Below are 16,770 nucleotides of genomic sequence, written 5' to 3' on the forward strand. Positions count from 1 at the left end.
CGACGAACAGGAACTGGGCTAAAACGGCCGAGGAGCCCGCAACAAGAGTGATGCCACGGCGTCGGCGAGGTGTCCGGCGCCGGCAAGGGCGAGCAGACCGCCGAAGACCCCGAGGCTGGTCACCCAGATCGTGGTGAAGGCCTCGACGGAGTGCAGCATGAGGGCCGGTTCCTTCAACTGTGTGACCGCCCACGCCTTCTCGGCCATCGACAGCTGCATCTATGGATTCGCGGTGCAAGAAAAGGCACTCCCGTTTCACACCGAGGAGGAAACCGCTGCCATGGACTCACACGTGCTCGCCAACCTGCCGACGTCCGAGCACCCCTACCTCGCGGAGCTCACCGCAGATCACGTGCTGCAGCCCGACTACGACTACGACTACGACTACGAGGTCACGTTCGACCTCGACCTCGACCGCGACCGCGACCGCGACCTGAAGGGTCTCGAACGCATACGCGGGAATGCCACCGACGAGTAGTGGCCGCCATTGCGTGAGCCACGTCCCCGCAGCGACACGGTCAACCCGGGTCACGTGCCCACGCCCGAGCTAGGTACTCGACGTCTTCTCGAGCAGCCGCAGCACGGCCGCGACTGTCTCATCAGCCGCCTGCGCCTGTGGGTAGTGCCCGACGCCGGGGAGCAACACGACCTCCGCAGGCAACTGCGCAGCGATCCAGGCCGCCTCGGCTGCCGGATCTTTCCAGTCCACGTCAGCCTCCCCCATTACGACAACCGCCGGCGCACGAACCGCGGACAGCTATCGTTCGGCCGGTTCGTGGGTCGTGCGCGTGGTCTGCACGAACGCCGCCCAGTGACCGGGGCGCTGCAGGTTTTCACGCACCAACGCAGTGTGCGCGGCGAAATCAGCGGGACGGATGCCGGGCATCCATTTCGGGTAATACCACATGAAGGCGCGGGGTCCCCATGGTTTGGTCAGCAGCAGCCGCAGCATACGCGCCTGCGCACGGCCACCGGGCGGATTGCGCACGAACGGTCCGATGAGCGCGAGTCCGTGCACCTTTCCGGGCTCGTCGGCGGCTGCGATCACGGCCGCGCCGGCGCCCATCGAGTTGCCGACGATCACAGCGGGAGCGCCCCACTCATCGATGAGCGCCAGCAGATCGGTGGCCAATGCCACGTCGTCGTAGGCCGAAAAGGCGGCGTCGCTATCACCGTGACCACGGATGTCGACGGTCACGACCCGATACCCGTGGCGCGCCAGCACCGGGGCGAAGTGCCGGTAGGACTGGCGGAGCTCACCCATTCCCGGCGCACAGATGTCGAGTTGCCCCTCGGTCCCGAACACTTCATAGGCGATACGCCCGTTGGGGCGCTACATGGCTCGCGCTCATACCCGAAAGTTATCCCGCATGACCTCACCGGTCAAGTACCACCCCGCAGCATCCTCGGCGAGCTCGGGAGGGTGCGTTGCCCCCACCGGACGACTGCACGGCCGTGCAGAATACCGATTCCGGAGCATCCACTCGCCGCCGAGCTGGCAAGACCTCACAATTTGGGGGCGCGCATCGAGTACCGTTAGAGTATGACGCCTCCTGAAACAACCACCCGGAGCGATGCAGACGCTGCCCCCGCAACGATAACCTTCGCCGATCTCGGACTCAACGACGCAATGCTGAAGGCGCTCAAGGTCGTCGGGTACGAGACCCCCTCTGCGATCCAGGCCGCGACGATTCCGCCGCTGCTCGAAGGCCGTGACGTCGTGGGCCTCGCCCAGACCGGAACCGGCAAGACCGCCGCATTCGCCCTCCCGATCCTTTCCCGCCTCGACCTCGCGCAGAAGAACCCGCAGGCCCTCGTGCTGGCCCCCACCCGCGAACTTGCCCTGCAGGTCTGCGAAGCCTTCGAGAAGTACGGCTCCCACATGCGTGGCGTGCACGTGCTCCCCGTTTACGGCGGACAGGGCTATGGCGTTCAGCTCTCCGCCCTGCGTCGCGGTGTGCACATTGTCGTCGGTACTCCCGGTCGCATCATGGACCACCTCGAAAAGGGCACCCTCAACCTGAGCGAGCTCAAGTACCTCGTGCTCGACGAGGCCGACGAAATGCTCAAGATGGGCTTCGCCGAAGACGTTGAGACCATCCTCGCTGACACCCCCGACACCAAGCAGGTGGCCCTGTTCTCGGCCACCATGCCGACTTCGATTCGCCGCATCTCGCAGAAGTACCTGAACAACCCGAAAGAGATCACGGTCAAGAACAAGACCACGACCTCCGCGAACACCACGCAGCGCTACCTCGTCGTGTCGTACGGCCAGAAGGTGGACGCGCTCACCCGCATCCTCGAGGTCGAGAACTTCGAGGGCATGATTGTCTTCGCCCGCACCAAGAACGAGACCGAGACCCTCGCCGAGAAGCTGCGCGCACGCGGCTACTCCGCCATGGCCATCAACGGTGACGTTCCCCAGGTGCAGCGTGAACGCACCGTTGAGCAGCTCAAGAGCGGCAAGCTCGATATTCTCGTCGCAACGGATGTCGCCGCTCGCGGCCTTGACGTTGAGCGCATCAGCCACGTCATCAACTTCGATATTCCCATCGACACCGAGTCGTACGTGCACCGTATTGGTCGCACCGGACGCGCCGGTCGTAGCGGTGCCGCGATCAGCTTCGTCACGCCGCGCGAGCGTCGCCTGCTCACCGCGATTGAGCGGGCCACCCGCCAGCCGCTCACTCAGATGCAGCTGCCGAGCCCGGATGACGTCAACGTCACCCGCCTGGCCCGCTTCGATGATCAGATCACCGCGGCCCTCGGCGAGTCCGACCGCATCAGCAAGTTCCGCGACATCATCGCGCACTACGTGCAGCACCACGATGTGCCGGAGGCCGACGTCGCCGCCGCGCTCGCCGTGGTCGCGCAGGGTGAGACTCCCCTGCTGCTGACCGCGAAGGATGCCCGCGTGCAGCGCTTCGATCGCGACCGCGATGACCGCGACGCCCGCCCGCCCCGCGGTGATCGCAACGACCGCAACGACCGTCGTGACGACCGCGGAACGCGCGGTGACCGCCCCGAGCAGGGCGACCGCGTCGAGCGCCGTCCGCGCAACCCGGACCGCGCCCTCGCCTCGTACCGCATCGAGGTGGGCAAGCGTCACAAGGTGGAGCCGCGCCAGATCGTCGGAGCTCTCGCCAACGAGGGCGGCCTGAGCCGTGACGACTTCGGTCACATTCAGATCAACCCGGAGTACTCGCTGGTCGAGCTGCCCGCCGATCTGTCGTCGGAAACTCTCTCCAAGCTCTCCGGCACCCGCATCAGCGGCAAGCTGATCGAGCTGCGTGCCGACGGCGGCGGTGGCGTGCGCCGTGAGGACCGCGACCGCAGCGAGCGTCCCCCGCGCCGCTACTAGGCCTCCGCAGTCCGTAACGAATCGCCCCCGAGATTTCTCGGGGGCGATTCGTGTGTGCGAGGCCCGCACCGCGGCATCCGCCGGCGAAGAAGACATCTCCGCTGGCACCAGGGGCAGGTAAACACTGCCCGCCACACCTCAATCCAGCGATCACCCACGTGCTCGAGGCAGTCCTCACTGCCACTGCACTCGTTCGGAGCGGTGGCACTCGTTGGAACGAGTGCCACGGACGCCAACGAGTGCCACGAGGACGCACGCCGTCAACTGGATGGTTCGAGCCGCCCTCGGTCAGCGGATGCCGCCGATCGCCCGCACGAGAGCGGCAAACCTCGGGTTCGTGGCGAGGTCGTCGATCGATACGGGCTGCCCGTCCGGTCCGGCCAGCGGCACCCGCCAGTTGGGATACTCATCGACGGTTCCGGGCTGGTTCTGCGTGCGTCGTTCGCCGACCGCGTCGGCCAGCGCCACGCCCAGCAACGCCGAGGGCGTGAGCGCCGTGAACGCGTACAGGGCCTCCACGGTGGACTGAACGTCGACATCTTCCGCCAGCAGGCCGCGCTGGCGCAGCAGATAGAGCACGGTGCTCTGCTCGGCCGCCGCGATAGCGCGTTCTTCCTCCACGGGGTGCGTCAGCAGGCCGAGTGATTCACGCAGGGTCACGTGGTCGCCGGCGAGGTATCCGGCCGTCGGCGGGAGGTCATGGGTGTTGACGCTCGTGAGGCAGCGCTCCCGGTACAGCTCCGGCGCGAGCGGGCCATCCGCCGTGCGCTCGAACCAGAGAATCGACGTGCCGTAGATGCCGCGTTCGGTGAGGTAGCCGCGCACCCACGGCTCGAAGACGCCGAGGTCCTCACCGATGACAACGGCTCCGGCCCGCTGCGCCTCGAGTGCCAGGATGCCGATCATCGCCTCGTGGTCGTAGTGCACGTAGGTGCCCTCCCGCGGGCTGGCACCGACCGGAACCCACCAGAGCCGGAACAGTCCGAGAACATGGTCAACGCGAATGCCCCCGGCATGCCGCAGCACGCTCCGGAGCATGTCACGGTAGGCCGCATAGCCCGTGGCGGCCAGTCGTTGCGGATGCCACGGCGGCTGCGACCAATTCTGACCCTGCTGGGTGAACACGTCCGGCGGGGCGCCCACGGTAACCCCGGCCGCAAGCACGTCGCGCAGCGTCCAGGCATCCGCTCCTCCGCTGTGCACGCCCACCGGGAGGTCGTGCACGATGCCCAGGCCCATGCCGGCCGCGACCGCTGCGCGCTGGGCGTGCGCCAGTTGTTCGTCGCAGACCCATTGCAACCAGCAGTGAAAGTCGATGCGGGCGGCAAGGGCATCCCGATGGCTGCGGGCGAAATCGCTGTCCGGCCCGGTCGGTTCGACCCGCCACTCCGGGGCGTCGGGTGCAAACATTTCACTGAGCGCGCACCACAGGGCGAAATCCTCGAGAGATTGCCCGCGCTCGGCGCGGAAGTGCGCAAACTCGCTGGCCCGAGCAGCGCTCGGCGGTACGGCGTGCATGAGTTCGAGCGCGCTGAGTTTGGCCGCGTAGACCGGATCCCGGTCAAGCCGGTCGGGGTCGGTGTTGGCCACGTGTTGTTCGGCCGCGAGCCGCTGCACGATGGCGAGCTGCCCGGGCGCCAGCAGGTCGTGCTCCGGCACGTTCTCCACGCGAATGTAGAGCGGGTGAAAGAACCGCCGGCTGGTGGGGAGGTAGGGTGACGGTTCAACGGGTGGTGCCGGTTCGGCGGCGTGCAGGGGGTTCACGAGCACGAAATCCGCGCCGTAGTGGGCGACCGAGATCGTGGCGAGGTCGGCGAGGTCGGCGAAATCGCCGATGCCCCACGATCGTGACGAGCGCACCGAGTACAGCTGGGCCATCAGTCCCCACGCGCGTCGGCCGTCGAGAGCGCCCGGCGTCTCCAGGCGCTGCGGCGTGATCACCAGCGAAGCGGCTACCGCGCGGTCACCGCTTCGAGCGTGCACGCTGTGCCAGCCGAGAGGAAGCGAGCCCGGAATACCGAAGATGCGCCGGCTGATGGTCTCGCCGTCGATTTGCTCCGTGTCCCACCATTCGTCGTTTTGCTCCAGGTCGGTGCGGCTGCCGTCTTCGGCGATGATCCAGACCGACGCGGATGTTCCCTGCCGTGCATGCACCTGCAGCCCCTGTTCCGCGCCCTCGCGCAGTACGACGACAGGCGGCAGCATCAGCCGCCACGGAGCCAGGACGCGTTCGCGGCGCGATGCCCGCACCTCGTCGACGGTCTCGGCGGCCACACCCAGGGCGCGCAGCACAGCACGCAGGGTGCGCGCACTCACCGGTATGCGCTCGCCGCCCTCTCCCCAGTACCAGGTATCCACTCCGTGGTCCCGCGCCAGGTCGAGCAGGTCGGCTTCGCTTTCCGTGCTGGTCATGCGCACACTCTATCGGCCCGGTTTCGCCGCACGTTCTCCTTCGGGGCGTGCAATGACGCCCCGGCTCCGTTGGCCCCGGCCAGCGGGCGAAGTCGATGCCCTCGATCCGCTGGTCACGGCTATGACTCCGGCGTGACGATTCTCTCGCGGTCCCACGGCACGGCCCAGTCGAGTTCCTCGAACATGCGCGACAAGACGATCGCGGTGAAACCCCAGATCAGATTGCCATCAACACGGAATGCCGGGGCACGGAAGGTGCGGTCGCCCACGCTGTGCACCGTTGCGACCCGGTTGACCGGGTCGAGCAGATCCCCCACGGGAACACGAAACACGTCAACGGTCTCCCGGTGGTCGACTGCGGCCACCTCCGACGGGTGCGTCCACCACGCGGGCACCGGCGTGACGAGATGGTTACTCACCGGAATCGAGAAGTCAGGCAAGGTACCGAGCGGTTCAAGCCCATCGGGGTCGAGCCCGGTCTCTTCGACGGCCTCGCGCAGCGCTGCCGCGATGGGGCCAGCATCGGAGGCGTCCAATCGTCCACCAGGGAACGCGATCTGCCCCGGATGGCTTCCCAACGTCGAGGCGCGACGCAGTAACAGCACATCCAGATCGCGCGACACCGCAGCAATCCCGGTTCCCCGTGCCAGCTCCGAATCGAGTACTCCAAAGAGCACGAGCACTGCGGCCCGCCGCGGCAGCAAGGCATCCGGCAGCGCGCGCGAGATGTCGGTGTGCCAGTCGAGTCCCCGCTCGCACAGCGCTGCAAGCTCGGCGCGGGGGTCATCGTGAGTCATGGCTCCAGCCTACGGACAAGCACCGCCATATTGACCAGGCAGCGACCGGGTCAGTTGTGCGAATAATGGCGCGACGTGGGCCTGGTCCAGAGGAATAGAACCAGAGGGACCGCCATGATCAGAGCCATGAGTCCCCCGGCGATAACTCCGTACATCACGCCCGGGGTCGTGTACCCCATCATGTTCAACGCGATGATGGCAAACACAGCGAGCCCGATGAACGCGAGCAGACAGCCGAGCATCGCCCGTAACCATCCGTCAGCGGATGCGTCGAATCTGTCATCGCGAACGAGTACCACAACGCGTAATGCGATGCCGGCAACAGCCTGCCAGCAGGCAATGGCGGCGACACCCCAGATGACGGACGGAACCTGGAGTGGTTCGACCTCCGGGAACACGGCGACCACGCTCGCCGCTGCATGCGGGAGAAGCCACAGCTGCGTGAACACGGACACGAGCAGCACCGCGAGAAGTGCTGCGGTCAGCGTGAACGAGATCCCACGTCGCATCTCTGCCTCCCCTGTTTGGTATCCAACATGGTACGGACACCGCGCCGCAAGCCGCCATGACGCCGAGCGCTCTCCCGTGAACGCGGGACGCTGCTCCCCGCGACGCTCGTGCTCAGTCGAGAAGGGCGGCGACCGCTTCGATCTCAACCAGCTGGTCGGTGTAACCGAGAACGGTCACGCCCATGAGGATGCTCGGGGCATCGTGTTCGCCGAACGCTGCGCGCACGACATCCCATGCGGTCACGAGATCTGCCTGCTGGGCCGATGCGACCAGCACACGAGTGCTGATGACGTCCGTAAGCCCTGCTCCTGCCGCCGAGAGGGCGCTCCGCAGGTTGACGACGGCCTGTGCCGCCTGAGCGGCATAGTCGCCGATACTGCGGCGGTCGTTCCGTCTGCGTTCAACGGACAAGCGTCCGCCAGAAAGACCAGGCGCGCACCAGCTTGCGCCGTGGCGGCATGCGCATGGTGGGCGATATCCGACAGGGCGGTTGAGCGAATCACGGTCACGGAAATCGGCATGACCCCACGATACTGGTGCGCCACAAACCGGCCCGGTCTGCTAGTCGTCGGAGGGGCTGCGACGTTGTTGCTTCGTAGCGGAACGCTGCTCCTTGACGGCGAGCCACCGCCGTCCGGAACCGCGAGTGGGCTTGGTGGCGCGGCGGCGAGGGCCATCGGGCGCCAAAGCATCGGCCACGAGGTCGGCGAGCTTACGCAGCGCGATCTCCCGGTTTCGCAGCTGGGAGCGGTGCTCGGAGGCGGCGACGGTGACCACCCCGGAGACAAGTCGGCGGTCGAGGCGCTCGAGCAGTCGCATCCGTTGGCTGTGGGTGAGCACCAGGGAGTCGGCGATGTTCCAGGACAGCTGAACCCGACTGTCGGAGGTGTTGACGTGCTGGCCGCCCGGCCCGGACGAACGCGAGAATCGCCAGCCGATTTCCGATGCGGGAATCGTGAGTTCGGTCGATATCTCCAGATCCATGTTCCCAGTTTGCCATGCGCGAGGGAAAACCGCTCTTCCGCGCGCGACAGTAAACTTGGCAGGTGCAGTTCTCCCTGTGGTTGGCCCTGTTGGGCGCCGGTACCCTCATCAGTTTCACGCCCGGTGCGGGGGCGATCAACACCATGAGCAATTCCCTGAACGCGGGCTTCCGCCGTTCCCTGTGGGGAATTTTCGGCCAACAGGCTGCCCTGCTGATCCACATTGTGATCGTGGCGCTCGGCGTGGGTATCCTCGTCGCCAGTTCGCCGCTCGCGTTCAACGTCATCCGCTACGCCGGCGCCGCCTACCTGGTCTATTTGGGCATCCGTCAGTTTCTCGCCAGGCCCGCGCTCGATGCCGACAGGGCGCAGGCCCTGCGCGACGAACCGCGCTGGTCGATGTTTCGCCGCGGCGTGTGGGTGAACCTGCTTAACCCCAAGGCGATCGTGTTCTTTCTGGCGTTCCTGCCCCAGTTCATTCGCGTCGACCAGCCGATGCTGCCGCAGTACCTGATTGCCGCCGCCACCGTCGTCGTGATCGATATCGTCGTGATGTGGTTCTTCTTCGCCGGCACCGCACGGTCATTTCAGCGCTTCACCCGCGACGCTCGCGGTCAACGCGTGTTGAACCGAATCTTCGGGGTACTGTTCGTCGCCGTCGGCGTGCTGCTCGGCGTCATCCACTGAAAGGGGTCGTGAGGTCCTTGCGCATCTGCACCGCGGTCGTTTCGTACCCGAGAGATTCGTAGGGCGCGCGGGCGTTGACGTTGTACCCAAAAACGTTGCGCCCCATGGATGTTGCGCCGAGGCGACGTGCTTCCGCCTCGCCCAGCTGCATGGCGCGCCGCCCCAACCCCCCGGTACCACCACCGGTGGCGCTCACGGCACTCCCTGGATCCCTCTGCACTCGTTCCTCCCCGTGCCACCGGCCCCAACTAGTGCCGCGGCGGGTACACGGCCCTCACGCCGGGGACGGGCGCTTCGACCGGCTCTTCGCGGGCCGGGTGAACCGCTCCGCCGCGCGCGATCCGGCGACGGCGCTCGCGGCAATGGTGATCAGCGCTCCCAGAATGAGGGCTGCGGCCTCGCCGGGCAACAGCAGGTCCAGCTGCGTGCCAATGGTGGCCGCCGCGACCGGAACGCCCAGTTGCGCGGCGGACAGTACTCCGAGCGAGGCCGGCAACCCGATCACCCGCAGCACCACATGCACGAGCAGCGCCCCCAGACCGAGGCTGAGGCCCAGAAGCAGCATCGGTGGGCGAGTGACCAGGTCCCCAAAGCTCAGCGAGGCCCCCAGCCACACGAAGAACAGCGGGCCGAAGAATCCGTCGGTCAGGGCAAACAGTTGGTGCGCGAGGCGCCGCGGTTCACCGATGGCCGCCACAACCAGGCCGAAGGAGAATCCGGCCAGCATGATCGACACGTGACTGTAAACGGCCAGCCCGGCGAGCGCGAAGAGAATCGCCAACTGAATTCGCAGCTCCAGCGCAAATTTGCGGCGCTCGGACACGTTGTGAAGCCGGCGACGACTGCCCCCGCGTTCAAGCCAGCGCAGCGCAAAGAACAGAATGACCGCGCACAGGCCCACGGCGAGCGCGCCCAGTGCCGCGCGGCCGGCATGTGGCGGGTCCACGGCCAGTGGCAGCGCCACGATGCAGGCAATATCGGCCACGGCCACCTGGGTGGTCATGGCCAGAACCTGCGGGCCTCCGAGGCGCAGCGAATCGATGATCGGCAGCACGAGGGCCGCAGATGACGAGGCCAGCAGCACCACGTACAGCGGCGCATGCCCGGTGGCGAACACGACTGCGATAAACGTGCCCACACCAACGGCCAGCACGGCGGTGACGCCCGCCCGCAGCGCGCCCGTTCCCAGCGCGGAGCGAATCTTCGGGTCCAGCACGGGCACATGGGAACCCACAACGAACATGATCAGCGCGAAGCCGATGTCCGCGAGAAACGTGAAGATCGGATCCGAGGCATCCACGAGCCCCAGGCCGGTCTGGCCGATCATGATGCCAGCCAGCAGCTCACCGAGCACAACGGGCAGGTGCCATTTGCGTGGCAGCGCCAGCAGGGGCCCGACCAGGGCGACCAGGGCGATCAGGGCAAGGGTCAGGAACGTCATCGTTCTACTCCTTGGTGCCCCTGCCGAAAGTGGAACTGACTAGAGACTAATCCTGCGGCGTTCGAAATCCGAGGATTACCACCGTTCTACTTCCTCAGCGGGTACGACCACGCCGCTGACAGACCGGATGCCGTCACTCACGTCGACGAAACGCGGATCGGGCACCCACCGGCGGTTTAGCGTCCGAGGAGCTTGGCGAAGAAGCCCTTGGGTGCGGGGTCATTCTCGTGCCCGCGGCAGCGATCGGAGCTCGGAACGCCTCGCATGACCTGATCGACGTGCTGGCCGCAGCCCGCCCACGTGGTCTTTCCACACTTCTTACACGCAACTGCACGGCACATAGATAACTCCTTCTGATTGAACTACTTCATGCAAGCATACCCCATGGGGTATCTATCCGAACAGTGGGCGGCAGGTTGAGCACGTCGCGCCATCTCCAGTGTCGGACATGGCGCGATGTTCAGCCGTCAGCCGCTCGCGCAGGGCCCACGCAAGCAGAGCGACCGCAGCGAGCGCGACAACGGGGCGAACGGCCCCCGTGAAGATCGGTTCGACGGTGCGCATATCTGTTGCCAGATACATGGCGATCAGGCTCAGCACGGGCCAGCGCAGGTCACACCGGGTGGCTTCCCCGCCGATCGGAGCCGAGAAGTAGCTCGCGACGACCAGCCCGAGCATCCCGGAGCCGATCACGGTGAGCGCATAGGCCCACCAGGAACCGGGGAACGCGAGGGCTCCCCCGACAACGGCAAAGGCGCCCGACGCGATGCTCAGGACCACGTAGGTTATCGAGGCAACACCGAGCGCTATGATCCGGCGACGGGGTGCCCAGAGCCGCAGCTCAGCGAACGGGTTCGATATTCTCATGGGCACTTGACTCCTGGATCGGGGATGGGGCGGGCAGGCGGCAGGAGTTCTCGCGGGTCAGTCGCGCGTGTAGTGCCCAGCCGAGCAGAACGATGGAGGCGGCAGCCAGGTAGGGCTGCACGGGTTCGAAGAATTGCATCGCCCCCGTCGTGCCGAGGGCAAGCAGCACGATCTTGTTGCACACCGGGCAGCCGACGGCGAAGAACGTGATCACCCAGCCGGCCATACCGAGGCGACCCTCGGCGCGCTTCGGCGCTGCGCCCTCGGGGTAGGCCACGTAGGTGGCCGTCACGAGCCCGGCGAGAATCGCGCTCACGACCAGCACCGGCCAGGACCACACGGTGGGCGCCACTTCTCGCGAGAAGAACGGCGTGTCGATCAGGTCGGTCGGGATAGCGATCACCAGGTACGTGCCGACGGCGGTGAGAAGGGCAACCCCCCAGCGGCGGGCAGGCCAGCGCCGCAGCGACGCCCCGGCCACGCCCAGCGAACGGGCCACTCGCCCTGCGCGCCCCTGCTCCGAAGGCGTGACTGCTTTTCGTGCGATTCGTGTGCCCATTTGGCCTCGTCTGTAGGAAGTCTTATACCTAGCGGGGTATCTGATTACCGTACGACGCATTCGCTGCAGACTCAACTTCGACCGCCAGGCCATCGACATGCGGCTGTGGAACATTTGGGCGACCTAGAGTGTTGCAACGAGCGCAATAACTGTCGGCAGAGGTGCCGACGGCACGTGCCACCACGACGAGGAGAATGATGAACACTGAACAAGCAATCCTGGCTGGCGGCTGTTTCTGGGGAGCCCAGCAGCTGTTGCGTCGGCGTCCAGGAATTCTCGCCACCCGGGTCGGATACTCCGGCGGCGACACCCCGAACGCGACCTACCGCAACCACGGCGACCACGCGGAGGCCGTCGAGATCGAATTCGACCCCGCCGTCATCAGCTACCGCGAGGTGCTGGAGTTCTTCTTCCAGATCCACGACCCGTCTACCCTGAACCGCCAGGGCAACGATGTGGGCCGCAGCTATCGCTCCGCCATCTACTACACGTCACCCGAACAGAAGCGGGTCGCCGAGCAGACGATAGCGGATGTTGACGCATCCGGAATCTGGCCGGGCCCGGTCGTCACCGAGGTCGAGCCGGCCGGCGACTTCTGGGAGGCCGAGGAAGACCACCAGGACTACCTGGAGAAGGCCCCGAACGGATACACCTGCCACTTCGTGCGTCCGGACTGGCATCTGCCGGCGCGCGCGGACGCATCCGCCAACTGACCCACGTGTCCGAGACTGCCGAAGCCGGCGGTCTCGTTCGCATTCGTGGCACTCGTTAGACTTGCGTGCACGCGTTGGAACGCGTGCCGCCAGTTCTAACGAGTGCCACGACGACGGGGATTCCAGCCGGATGCCCGATGGCCGACGCGACGGGGCGAGAGGCTCCTGCCTCAGGCGCCCTCGCCGCGCACCGGAAGTCGGCGCACGCTCGCGAACCGGCGCACTCCCCCGTCAATCGGATCGGTGAACGTCACCTCGCTGGCGAGCAGCTGCAGCGGGCGAGCGAAATCGTGCACCGAGACATCCTGAACAACGGGGTACAGCGGGTCGCCACTGATGGGGATCCCGAGGCCCAGCATGTGCATGCGCAGTTGATGGGTGCGCCCGGTGCTCGGCGTCAACCGATACACGCCCAGGTCGCCTTGCACCCTGTCGAGTTCGACGAGCGTCTCGGCGTTGACGGGAGCATCCGGCACGACCTCGGCCTGCCAGTGGCCGTGGCGGGTCGTGAGGTGATTGCGCACGGTGACGGGCAACTTGAGGTCAGCCCGCAGCGGGGCGAGCGCGCGATAGACCTTGCCGACCTCCCCGCGTTGAAACATGGATTGATACGCCCCCCGCCACCGTCGCTCGGTCGCCAGAACCAGAACGCCCGACGTCACCCGGTCCAGTCGGTGCAGCGGCGAGAGCTCGGGCAGCCCCAACTCGGCTCGCAGCCGCACCACCACACTCTGTAGAACATGCCGACCGCGCGGAATCGACGAGAGAAACGGCGGCTTGTCGATCACCACGATGCGCTCGTCGCGGTGAATGACGTGCATCTTCCCGGGCACGAACACCTCGTCGGCCAGATCGCGATGAAACCACACGAAGGTGTGGGGCCGGTAGGGGTCATGGGCGGTAACCGGCGCCCCCGTCTCGTACACGAAACGCTCGTCGGCCAGAAACCCGGCCACGTCGACGAACTCCGACACCCGCTCGTGGAGCCAGTCCCCCATGGTCGCCCACGCTGGCGACTGCGTGCGCTCCGGGGTAGACACCCACGCGGCATCCAGCCCCTGTCGTTGCGGAAGAGGAGAACGCGGAGGCACCCCTCGATCGTACGTCGCCCAGCCGGCCGTGCTCCCACCGGCCACGTGCGTCAGGCCCACGGGTCAACCATCGCGCTCATCGGTGCCCCCGGCTGCCCAGCGGATGCCTACGCCGGGCAGCGGGTCCGCCCGCAAGTTGGGCGAGCTCAATCCGGGCGCACACGCCGTACGCCTGGGCGGGGCTGACGATCGGCGCGACGCGGGAGACAAAAGATCACGATGAGGTAAATCAGCAGCGTCCTAGTGCGCGTCAGCCAGAAATTCCGCACCCCGGTTCGGCCCTACGAGGTCGAGAAGATCGAGCAGGGCCGGCACGGTATGTCGTGGGCATCCGGATCGATACGCGACACTGGGAGCAGGCAACCGTTGTCGCCAGAGATGAGGCCCTGCACCCCATGGACAATCAGGCACCGCTCGACCCGGCACCGATCGATGGGGCACCGATCGATCCGTGCATGCCCGATCCATCCGTGGTCGATGTGGCGGAGGTCGTGCGCCTGCTCGGCACGGATGCCACGCTCGGCCTGACCCCGAAAGACGCCGCCGGTCGCCTGGCCGTCGACGGCCCGAACGAACTCAACGTGACCGCGACAACGCCGACGTGGCGCAAGGTTCTCGCACAGTTCCAGGACCCGCTGATCTACTTGCTGCTGACCGCGACCGCGGTGTCACTCGGAGCATGGGCGATCGAAGGCACCCCCGGCCTGCCGGTCGACGCCATCGTGATCGCCGCAATCGTCGTGCTCAACGCGGTGCTCGGCTTCGTGCAGGAATCCAAGGCAGACAATGCGGTGGCGGCGCTGGCCGGCCTGACCGCGGCTTCCTCGACCGTACTGCGCGGCGGCGAGCTCATCACCGTTCCGAGCCGCAGCCTCGTGCGCGGCGACCTGTTGGCGCTCAGCGAGGGCGACAGTGTCGCGGCGGATGCCCGGCTCGTCTCGGCGAAGTCCCTCCTCGTCGAAGAGGCTTCACTCACCGGGGAGAGCGGTGCAGTCAGCAAGGAAGCGCGGACTCTGACCGAGCCCGCAGCCCTCGGCGAGCGCCGGGACATGCTCTTCAAGGGAACCGCCGTCAGCCAGGGCGTCGGCCGCGCCATCGTCACCGGCACCGGCATGCACACGGAGGTCGGCGCCATCGCGACCATGCTCGAGTCGACGGTCGCCCACCCGACGCCCCTGCAGTCCGAGATCAGCGCCATCGGCCGGATGCTGAGCAGGGTCGTGATCGCCATCGCAGTCGTAGTGATGCTCACCATCGTGCTCGTGCAGGGGGTATCCACCCCGGCCGGCTTCGTCACCGTGTTCCTGCTCGGGGTGTCGCTCGCCGTCGCCGCAGTGCCCGAAGGGCTGCCGGCGATCCTGTCGGTGATCCTCTCGATCGGGGTGCAGCGGATGGCCAGGCGGAACGCGGTAGTCAAGAACCTGAAATCCGTCGAGACCCTGGGGTCGGCATCCGTGATCTGCTGCGACAAGACCGGCACACTGACCCGGAACGAGATGACCATCCAACGGGTACTGACCGCGTCAGGGCGCGTGGACGTCACGGGGGTCGGCTACCGGCCGCTCGGCGACGTGCTCCACGACGGCGAACCACTCACCGACCCGGCGCTCCTGGCTGAGGTGCAACTCGTTCTCGGCGCGGGAGCCCTCGCCAACAACGCCCGCCTGACCGAGCACGACGGCGACTGGCGGATCCAGGGTGACCCGACCGAGGCGGCCTTCCTGGTCGCCGCCGGCAAACTCAAGGGCGCCAACGTCAACATGGCCCGCTTCGCGCGGGTCGACGAAATTCCGTTCACCTCAGACCGCAAGATGATGTCCACCCTGCACCAGGAACGAAGCGACGGCAGCCTCCGCATCTTCAGCAAGGGTGCGCCCGACGTGCTGCTGCGGTTGTGTTCGAAGGTGCAGGTCGGCGGCGTCGTGGTTCCGCTGACCGACCAGCTACGCCGGCAGGCCCTCGACGACGTGCAGGAGCTGACCGAACAGGCCTATCGCACACTGGGCGTCGCCTACAGCCGCGGCGACGAGACCACCGGTTCGCTCGCCGAAGACGACGAACGCGACCTCATCTACGCCGGCGTGGCCGGGATCATCGACCCGCCGCGCGCTGCGGTGAAGCCGGCGATCGCAGAGGCCCACCGGGCCGGTGTGCGCGTGGTCATGATCACCGGCGACCACCCGGTCACCGCCGCCAGGATCGCCAGCGACCTCGGCCTGGTCGAGCCCGGCGCGACGGCCCTCTCCGGCCTCGAACTCGACCGGCTTGACGAGGACGGCATGCGGGCCGCCGTGCGCACCACATCTGTCTTCGCCCGCGTCTCCCCCCACCACAAGTTGCGCATCGTCGACGCCCTGCAGACCAACGGTGACATCGTCGCGATGACCGGCGACGGCGTCAACGACGCACCCGCCCTGAAGTCCGCGGACATCGGCGTGGCGATGGGCATCACCGGCACGGAGGTGACCCGGGAGGCGGCGAAGATGATCCTCCTCGATGACAACTTCGCCACCATCGTCGCCGCCGTGCGGGCCGGCCGGGTGATCCTCGACAACATCAAGAAGTTCCTCCGGTATCTGCTCTCCTCAAACATCGGCGAGGTGCTCACCGTGTTCCTCGGGGTGATCTTCGCGGGCGCTCTCGGCCTGACCGGGGCGAGCAGCGAGACCGTGGTGCTGCCCCTGCTGGTGACCCAGATCCTCTGGATCAACCTGGTCACCGATTCTGGACCGGCCCTGGCCATGGGCGTAGACCCCGAAATCGATGATGTGATGGCGCGGTCGCCGCGCGGTCCCGGCGACCGGGTCATCGACGGGCGGATGTGGGTGGGCATCCTTTACACGGGCCTGGTCATGGCCGTGGCCACCCTGGCCACCATCGACCTGTTCCTGCCCGGCGGGCTGCTCCCGGCCGGACGCGACAGCCTGGCCGTCGCCCGCACCGCCGGCTTCACCACGCTCGTCTTCGCCCAACTGTTCAACACCCTGAACGCCCGCTCGGCGCGTTCCACCGCGTTCCACCGCTTGTTCGCGAACCGGTGGCTCTGGGCGTCGCTCGGCCTCGCGGTGCTGTTGCAGTTGGCCGTGGTCGAGCTTCCCCTGCTCCAGACCGCGTTCGGAACGGCCTCGCTCGACGTCTGGCACTGGGCGATCTGCCTGGGGATGGCATCCCTCGTGTTGTGGGCGGAAGAACTGCGCAAGGTGCTCGTGCGCGCCCTCGCCCGCCGCTGACCCGGCCCCGACTCCGCCACACCACACACCGGCCTTGACGGGGCTGCTGTGAAGATTTCGGACAGCGGAAGTAATGGATTCTTCCACGCTGCCAGGGCTGGCTGATGCAGAACCCTTCG

The 16,770-nt window shown here is 66.9% G+C and carries 17 protein-coding genes and 1 pseudogene; 5 read left to right on the top strand and 13 right to left on the bottom strand.

Annotated elements, in window-relative coordinates:
- Nucleotides 1–18: 18 nt before the first annotated feature.
- Entirely contained in the window at nucleotides 19–219 is a 201-nt protein-coding gene (locus EDD25_RS01640; RefSeq protein WP_134171749.1) for a hypothetical protein, read from the bottom strand.
- Between the two features lie 13 nt (nucleotides 220–232).
- On the opposite strand from EDD25_RS01640, the gene EDD25_RS01645 reads away from it, so the two are divergent.
- On the top strand, nucleotides 233–478 hold the full coding sequence (locus EDD25_RS01645) for a hypothetical protein (protein WP_134171750.1): 246 nt from the start codon (nucleotides 233–235) through the stop codon (nucleotides 476–478).
- Between the two features lie 69 nt (nucleotides 479–547).
- Here EDD25_RS01645 and EDD25_RS17680 read toward each other — a convergent pair whose 3' ends face one another.
- Together EDD25_RS17680 and EDD25_RS01650 are read right to left on the bottom strand one after the other, a co-directional pair.
- Nucleotides 548–709: a hypothetical protein gene (locus EDD25_RS17680; RefSeq protein WP_198418808.1), complete on the bottom strand. Its 162-nt coding sequence runs from the start codon at nucleotides 707–709 to the stop codon at nucleotides 548–550.
- A gap of 48 nt (nucleotides 710–757) precedes the next feature.
- Nucleotides 758–1,306: an alpha/beta hydrolase gene (locus EDD25_RS01650; RefSeq protein WP_198418809.1), complete on the bottom strand. Its 549-nt coding sequence runs from the start codon at nucleotides 1,304–1,306 to the stop codon at nucleotides 758–760.
- Between the two features lie 237 nt (nucleotides 1,307–1,543).
- Here EDD25_RS01650 and EDD25_RS01655 point away from each other — a divergent pair, with 237 nt between their 5' ends.
- The gene (locus EDD25_RS01655) at nucleotides 1,544–3,361 is read left to right on the top strand and encodes a DEAD/DEAH box helicase (RefSeq protein ID WP_134171751.1); all 1,818 of its coding nucleotides are present in this window, start codon (nucleotides 1,544–1,546) and stop codon (nucleotides 3,359–3,361) included.
- A 288-nt stretch (nucleotides 3,362–3,649) separates the two neighbouring features.
- Here EDD25_RS01655 and malQ read toward each other — a convergent pair whose 3' ends face one another.
- From malQ to arfB, 5 genes and pseudogenes are all read right to left on the bottom strand, one after another.
- Nucleotides 3,650–5,773, bottom strand: a complete 2,124-nt coding sequence (malQ, locus tag EDD25_RS01660) for a 4-alpha-glucanotransferase (protein ID WP_134171752.1) — start codon at nucleotides 5,771–5,773, stop codon at nucleotides 3,650–3,652.
- 119 nt (nucleotides 5,774–5,892) lie between these two features.
- On the bottom strand, nucleotides 5,893–6,570 hold the full coding sequence (locus tag EDD25_RS01665; protein WP_134171753.1) for an NUDIX hydrolase: 678 nt from the start codon (nucleotides 6,568–6,570) through the stop codon (nucleotides 5,893–5,895).
- 50 nt (nucleotides 6,571–6,620) lie between these two features.
- Complete coding sequence (locus EDD25_RS01670; RefSeq protein ID WP_134171754.1) at nucleotides 6,621–7,079, bottom strand: DUF2975 domain-containing protein; 459 nt, start codon at nucleotides 7,077–7,079, stop codon at nucleotides 6,621–6,623.
- Between the two features lie 112 nt (nucleotides 7,080–7,191).
- Nucleotides 7,192–7,601: pseudogene (locus EDD25_RS01675) on the bottom strand (RidA family protein).
- 40 nt (nucleotides 7,602–7,641) lie between these two features.
- Nucleotides 7,642–8,064: an alternative ribosome rescue aminoacyl-tRNA hydrolase ArfB gene (arfB, locus tag EDD25_RS01680; RefSeq protein ID WP_134171755.1), complete on the bottom strand. Its 423-nt coding sequence runs from the start codon at nucleotides 8,062–8,064 to the stop codon at nucleotides 7,642–7,644.
- 62 nt (nucleotides 8,065–8,126) lie between these two features.
- Between arfB and EDD25_RS01685 the strand changes: the two genes are divergently transcribed.
- Nucleotides 8,127–8,750, top strand: a complete 624-nt coding sequence (locus EDD25_RS01685; RefSeq protein ID WP_134171756.1) for a LysE family transporter — start codon at nucleotides 8,127–8,129, stop codon at nucleotides 8,748–8,750.
- Here the strand turns inward: EDD25_RS01685 and EDD25_RS01690 are convergent.
- The 4 genes from EDD25_RS01690 to EDD25_RS01710 form a co-directional block, all read right to left on the bottom strand.
- A complete protein-coding gene (locus EDD25_RS01690) occupies nucleotides 8,740–8,946 on the bottom strand; it encodes a hypothetical protein (protein ID WP_134171757.1) in 207 nt (68 codons plus the stop codon). The two genes, EDD25_RS01685 and EDD25_RS01690, sit on opposite strands and share 11 nt — an antisense overlap.
- A gap of 78 nt (nucleotides 8,947–9,024) precedes the next feature.
- Nucleotides 9,025–10,191 carry a cation:proton antiporter gene (locus EDD25_RS01695; protein WP_134171758.1) on the bottom strand — a complete coding sequence of 389 codons (1,167 nt, stop codon included), beginning with the start codon at nucleotides 10,189–10,191 and terminating at the stop codon, nucleotides 9,025–9,027.
- 393 nt (nucleotides 10,192–10,584) lie between these two features.
- Nucleotides 10,585–11,058 (bottom strand): hypothetical protein, encoded by a 474-nt coding sequence (locus EDD25_RS01705; protein WP_134171760.1) that lies wholly within the window; start codon nucleotides 11,056–11,058, stop codon nucleotides 10,585–10,587.
- Nucleotides 11,033–11,557, bottom strand: a complete 525-nt coding sequence (locus EDD25_RS01710) for a hypothetical protein (RefSeq protein WP_241986238.1) — start codon at nucleotides 11,555–11,557, stop codon at nucleotides 11,033–11,035. Before EDD25_RS01710 ends, EDD25_RS01705 begins: the two co-directional genes overlap by 26 nt.
- A gap of 254 nt (nucleotides 11,558–11,811) precedes the next feature.
- Here EDD25_RS01710 and msrA point away from each other — a divergent pair, with 254 nt between their 5' ends.
- Nucleotides 11,812–12,330: a peptide-methionine (S)-S-oxide reductase MsrA gene (gene msrA, locus EDD25_RS01715; protein ID WP_134171761.1), complete on the top strand. Its 519-nt coding sequence runs from the start codon at nucleotides 11,812–11,814 to the stop codon at nucleotides 12,328–12,330.
- A gap of 170 nt (nucleotides 12,331–12,500) precedes the next feature.
- Here msrA and EDD25_RS01720 read toward each other — a convergent pair whose 3' ends face one another.
- Complete coding sequence (locus EDD25_RS01720; RefSeq protein WP_134175026.1) at nucleotides 12,501–13,421, bottom strand: pseudouridine synthase; 921 nt, start codon at nucleotides 13,419–13,421, stop codon at nucleotides 12,501–12,503.
- Nucleotides 13,422–13,744: 323 nt separating this feature from the next.
- On the opposite strand from EDD25_RS01720, the gene EDD25_RS01725 reads away from it, so the two are divergent.
- Nucleotides 13,745–16,651, top strand: a complete 2,907-nt coding sequence (locus EDD25_RS01725) for a cation-translocating P-type ATPase (protein WP_338419603.1) — start codon at nucleotides 13,745–13,747, stop codon at nucleotides 16,649–16,651.
- Nucleotides 16,652–16,770: the final 119 nt, after the last annotated feature.

It is taken from the genome of Cryobacterium psychrophilum (assembly GCF_004365915.1).
Taxonomy (GTDB): domain Bacteria; phylum Actinomycetota; class Actinomycetes; order Actinomycetales; family Microbacteriaceae; genus Cryobacterium; species Cryobacterium psychrophilum.

Coding starts and splice junctions, on each gene's coding strand:
- EDD25_RS01670 (WP_134171754.1), bottom strand. CDS start 7,079: ATGCGACGTGGGATCTCGTTCACGCTGACCGCAGCACTTCTCGCGGTG.
- EDD25_RS01665 (WP_134171753.1), bottom strand. CDS start 6,570: ATGACTCACGATGACCCCCGCGCCGAGCTTGCAGCGCTGTGCGAGCGG.
- EDD25_RS01695 (WP_134171758.1), bottom strand. CDS start 10,191: ATGACGTTCCTGACCCTTGCCCTGATCGCCCTGGTCGCCCTGGTCGGG.
- EDD25_RS01705 (WP_134171760.1), bottom strand. CDS start 11,058: ATGAGAATATCGAACCCGTTCGCTGAGCTGCGGCTCTGGGCACCCCGT.
- EDD25_RS01655 (WP_134171751.1), top strand. CDS start 1,544: ATGACGCCTCCTGAAACAACCACCCGGAGCGATGCAGACGCTGCCCCC.
- EDD25_RS01640 (WP_134171749.1), bottom strand. CDS start 219: ATGCAGCTGTCGATGGCCGAGAAGGCGTGGGCGGTCACACAGTTGAAG.
- msrA (WP_134171761.1), top strand. CDS start 11,812: ATGATGAACACTGAACAAGCAATCCTGGCTGGCGGCTGTTTCTGGGGA.
- arfB (WP_134171755.1), bottom strand. CDS start 8,064: ATGGATCTGGAGATATCGACCGAACTCACGATTCCCGCATCGGAAATC.
- malQ (WP_134171752.1), bottom strand. CDS start 5,773: ATGACCAGCACGGAAAGCGAAGCCGACCTGCTCGACCTGGCGCGGGAC.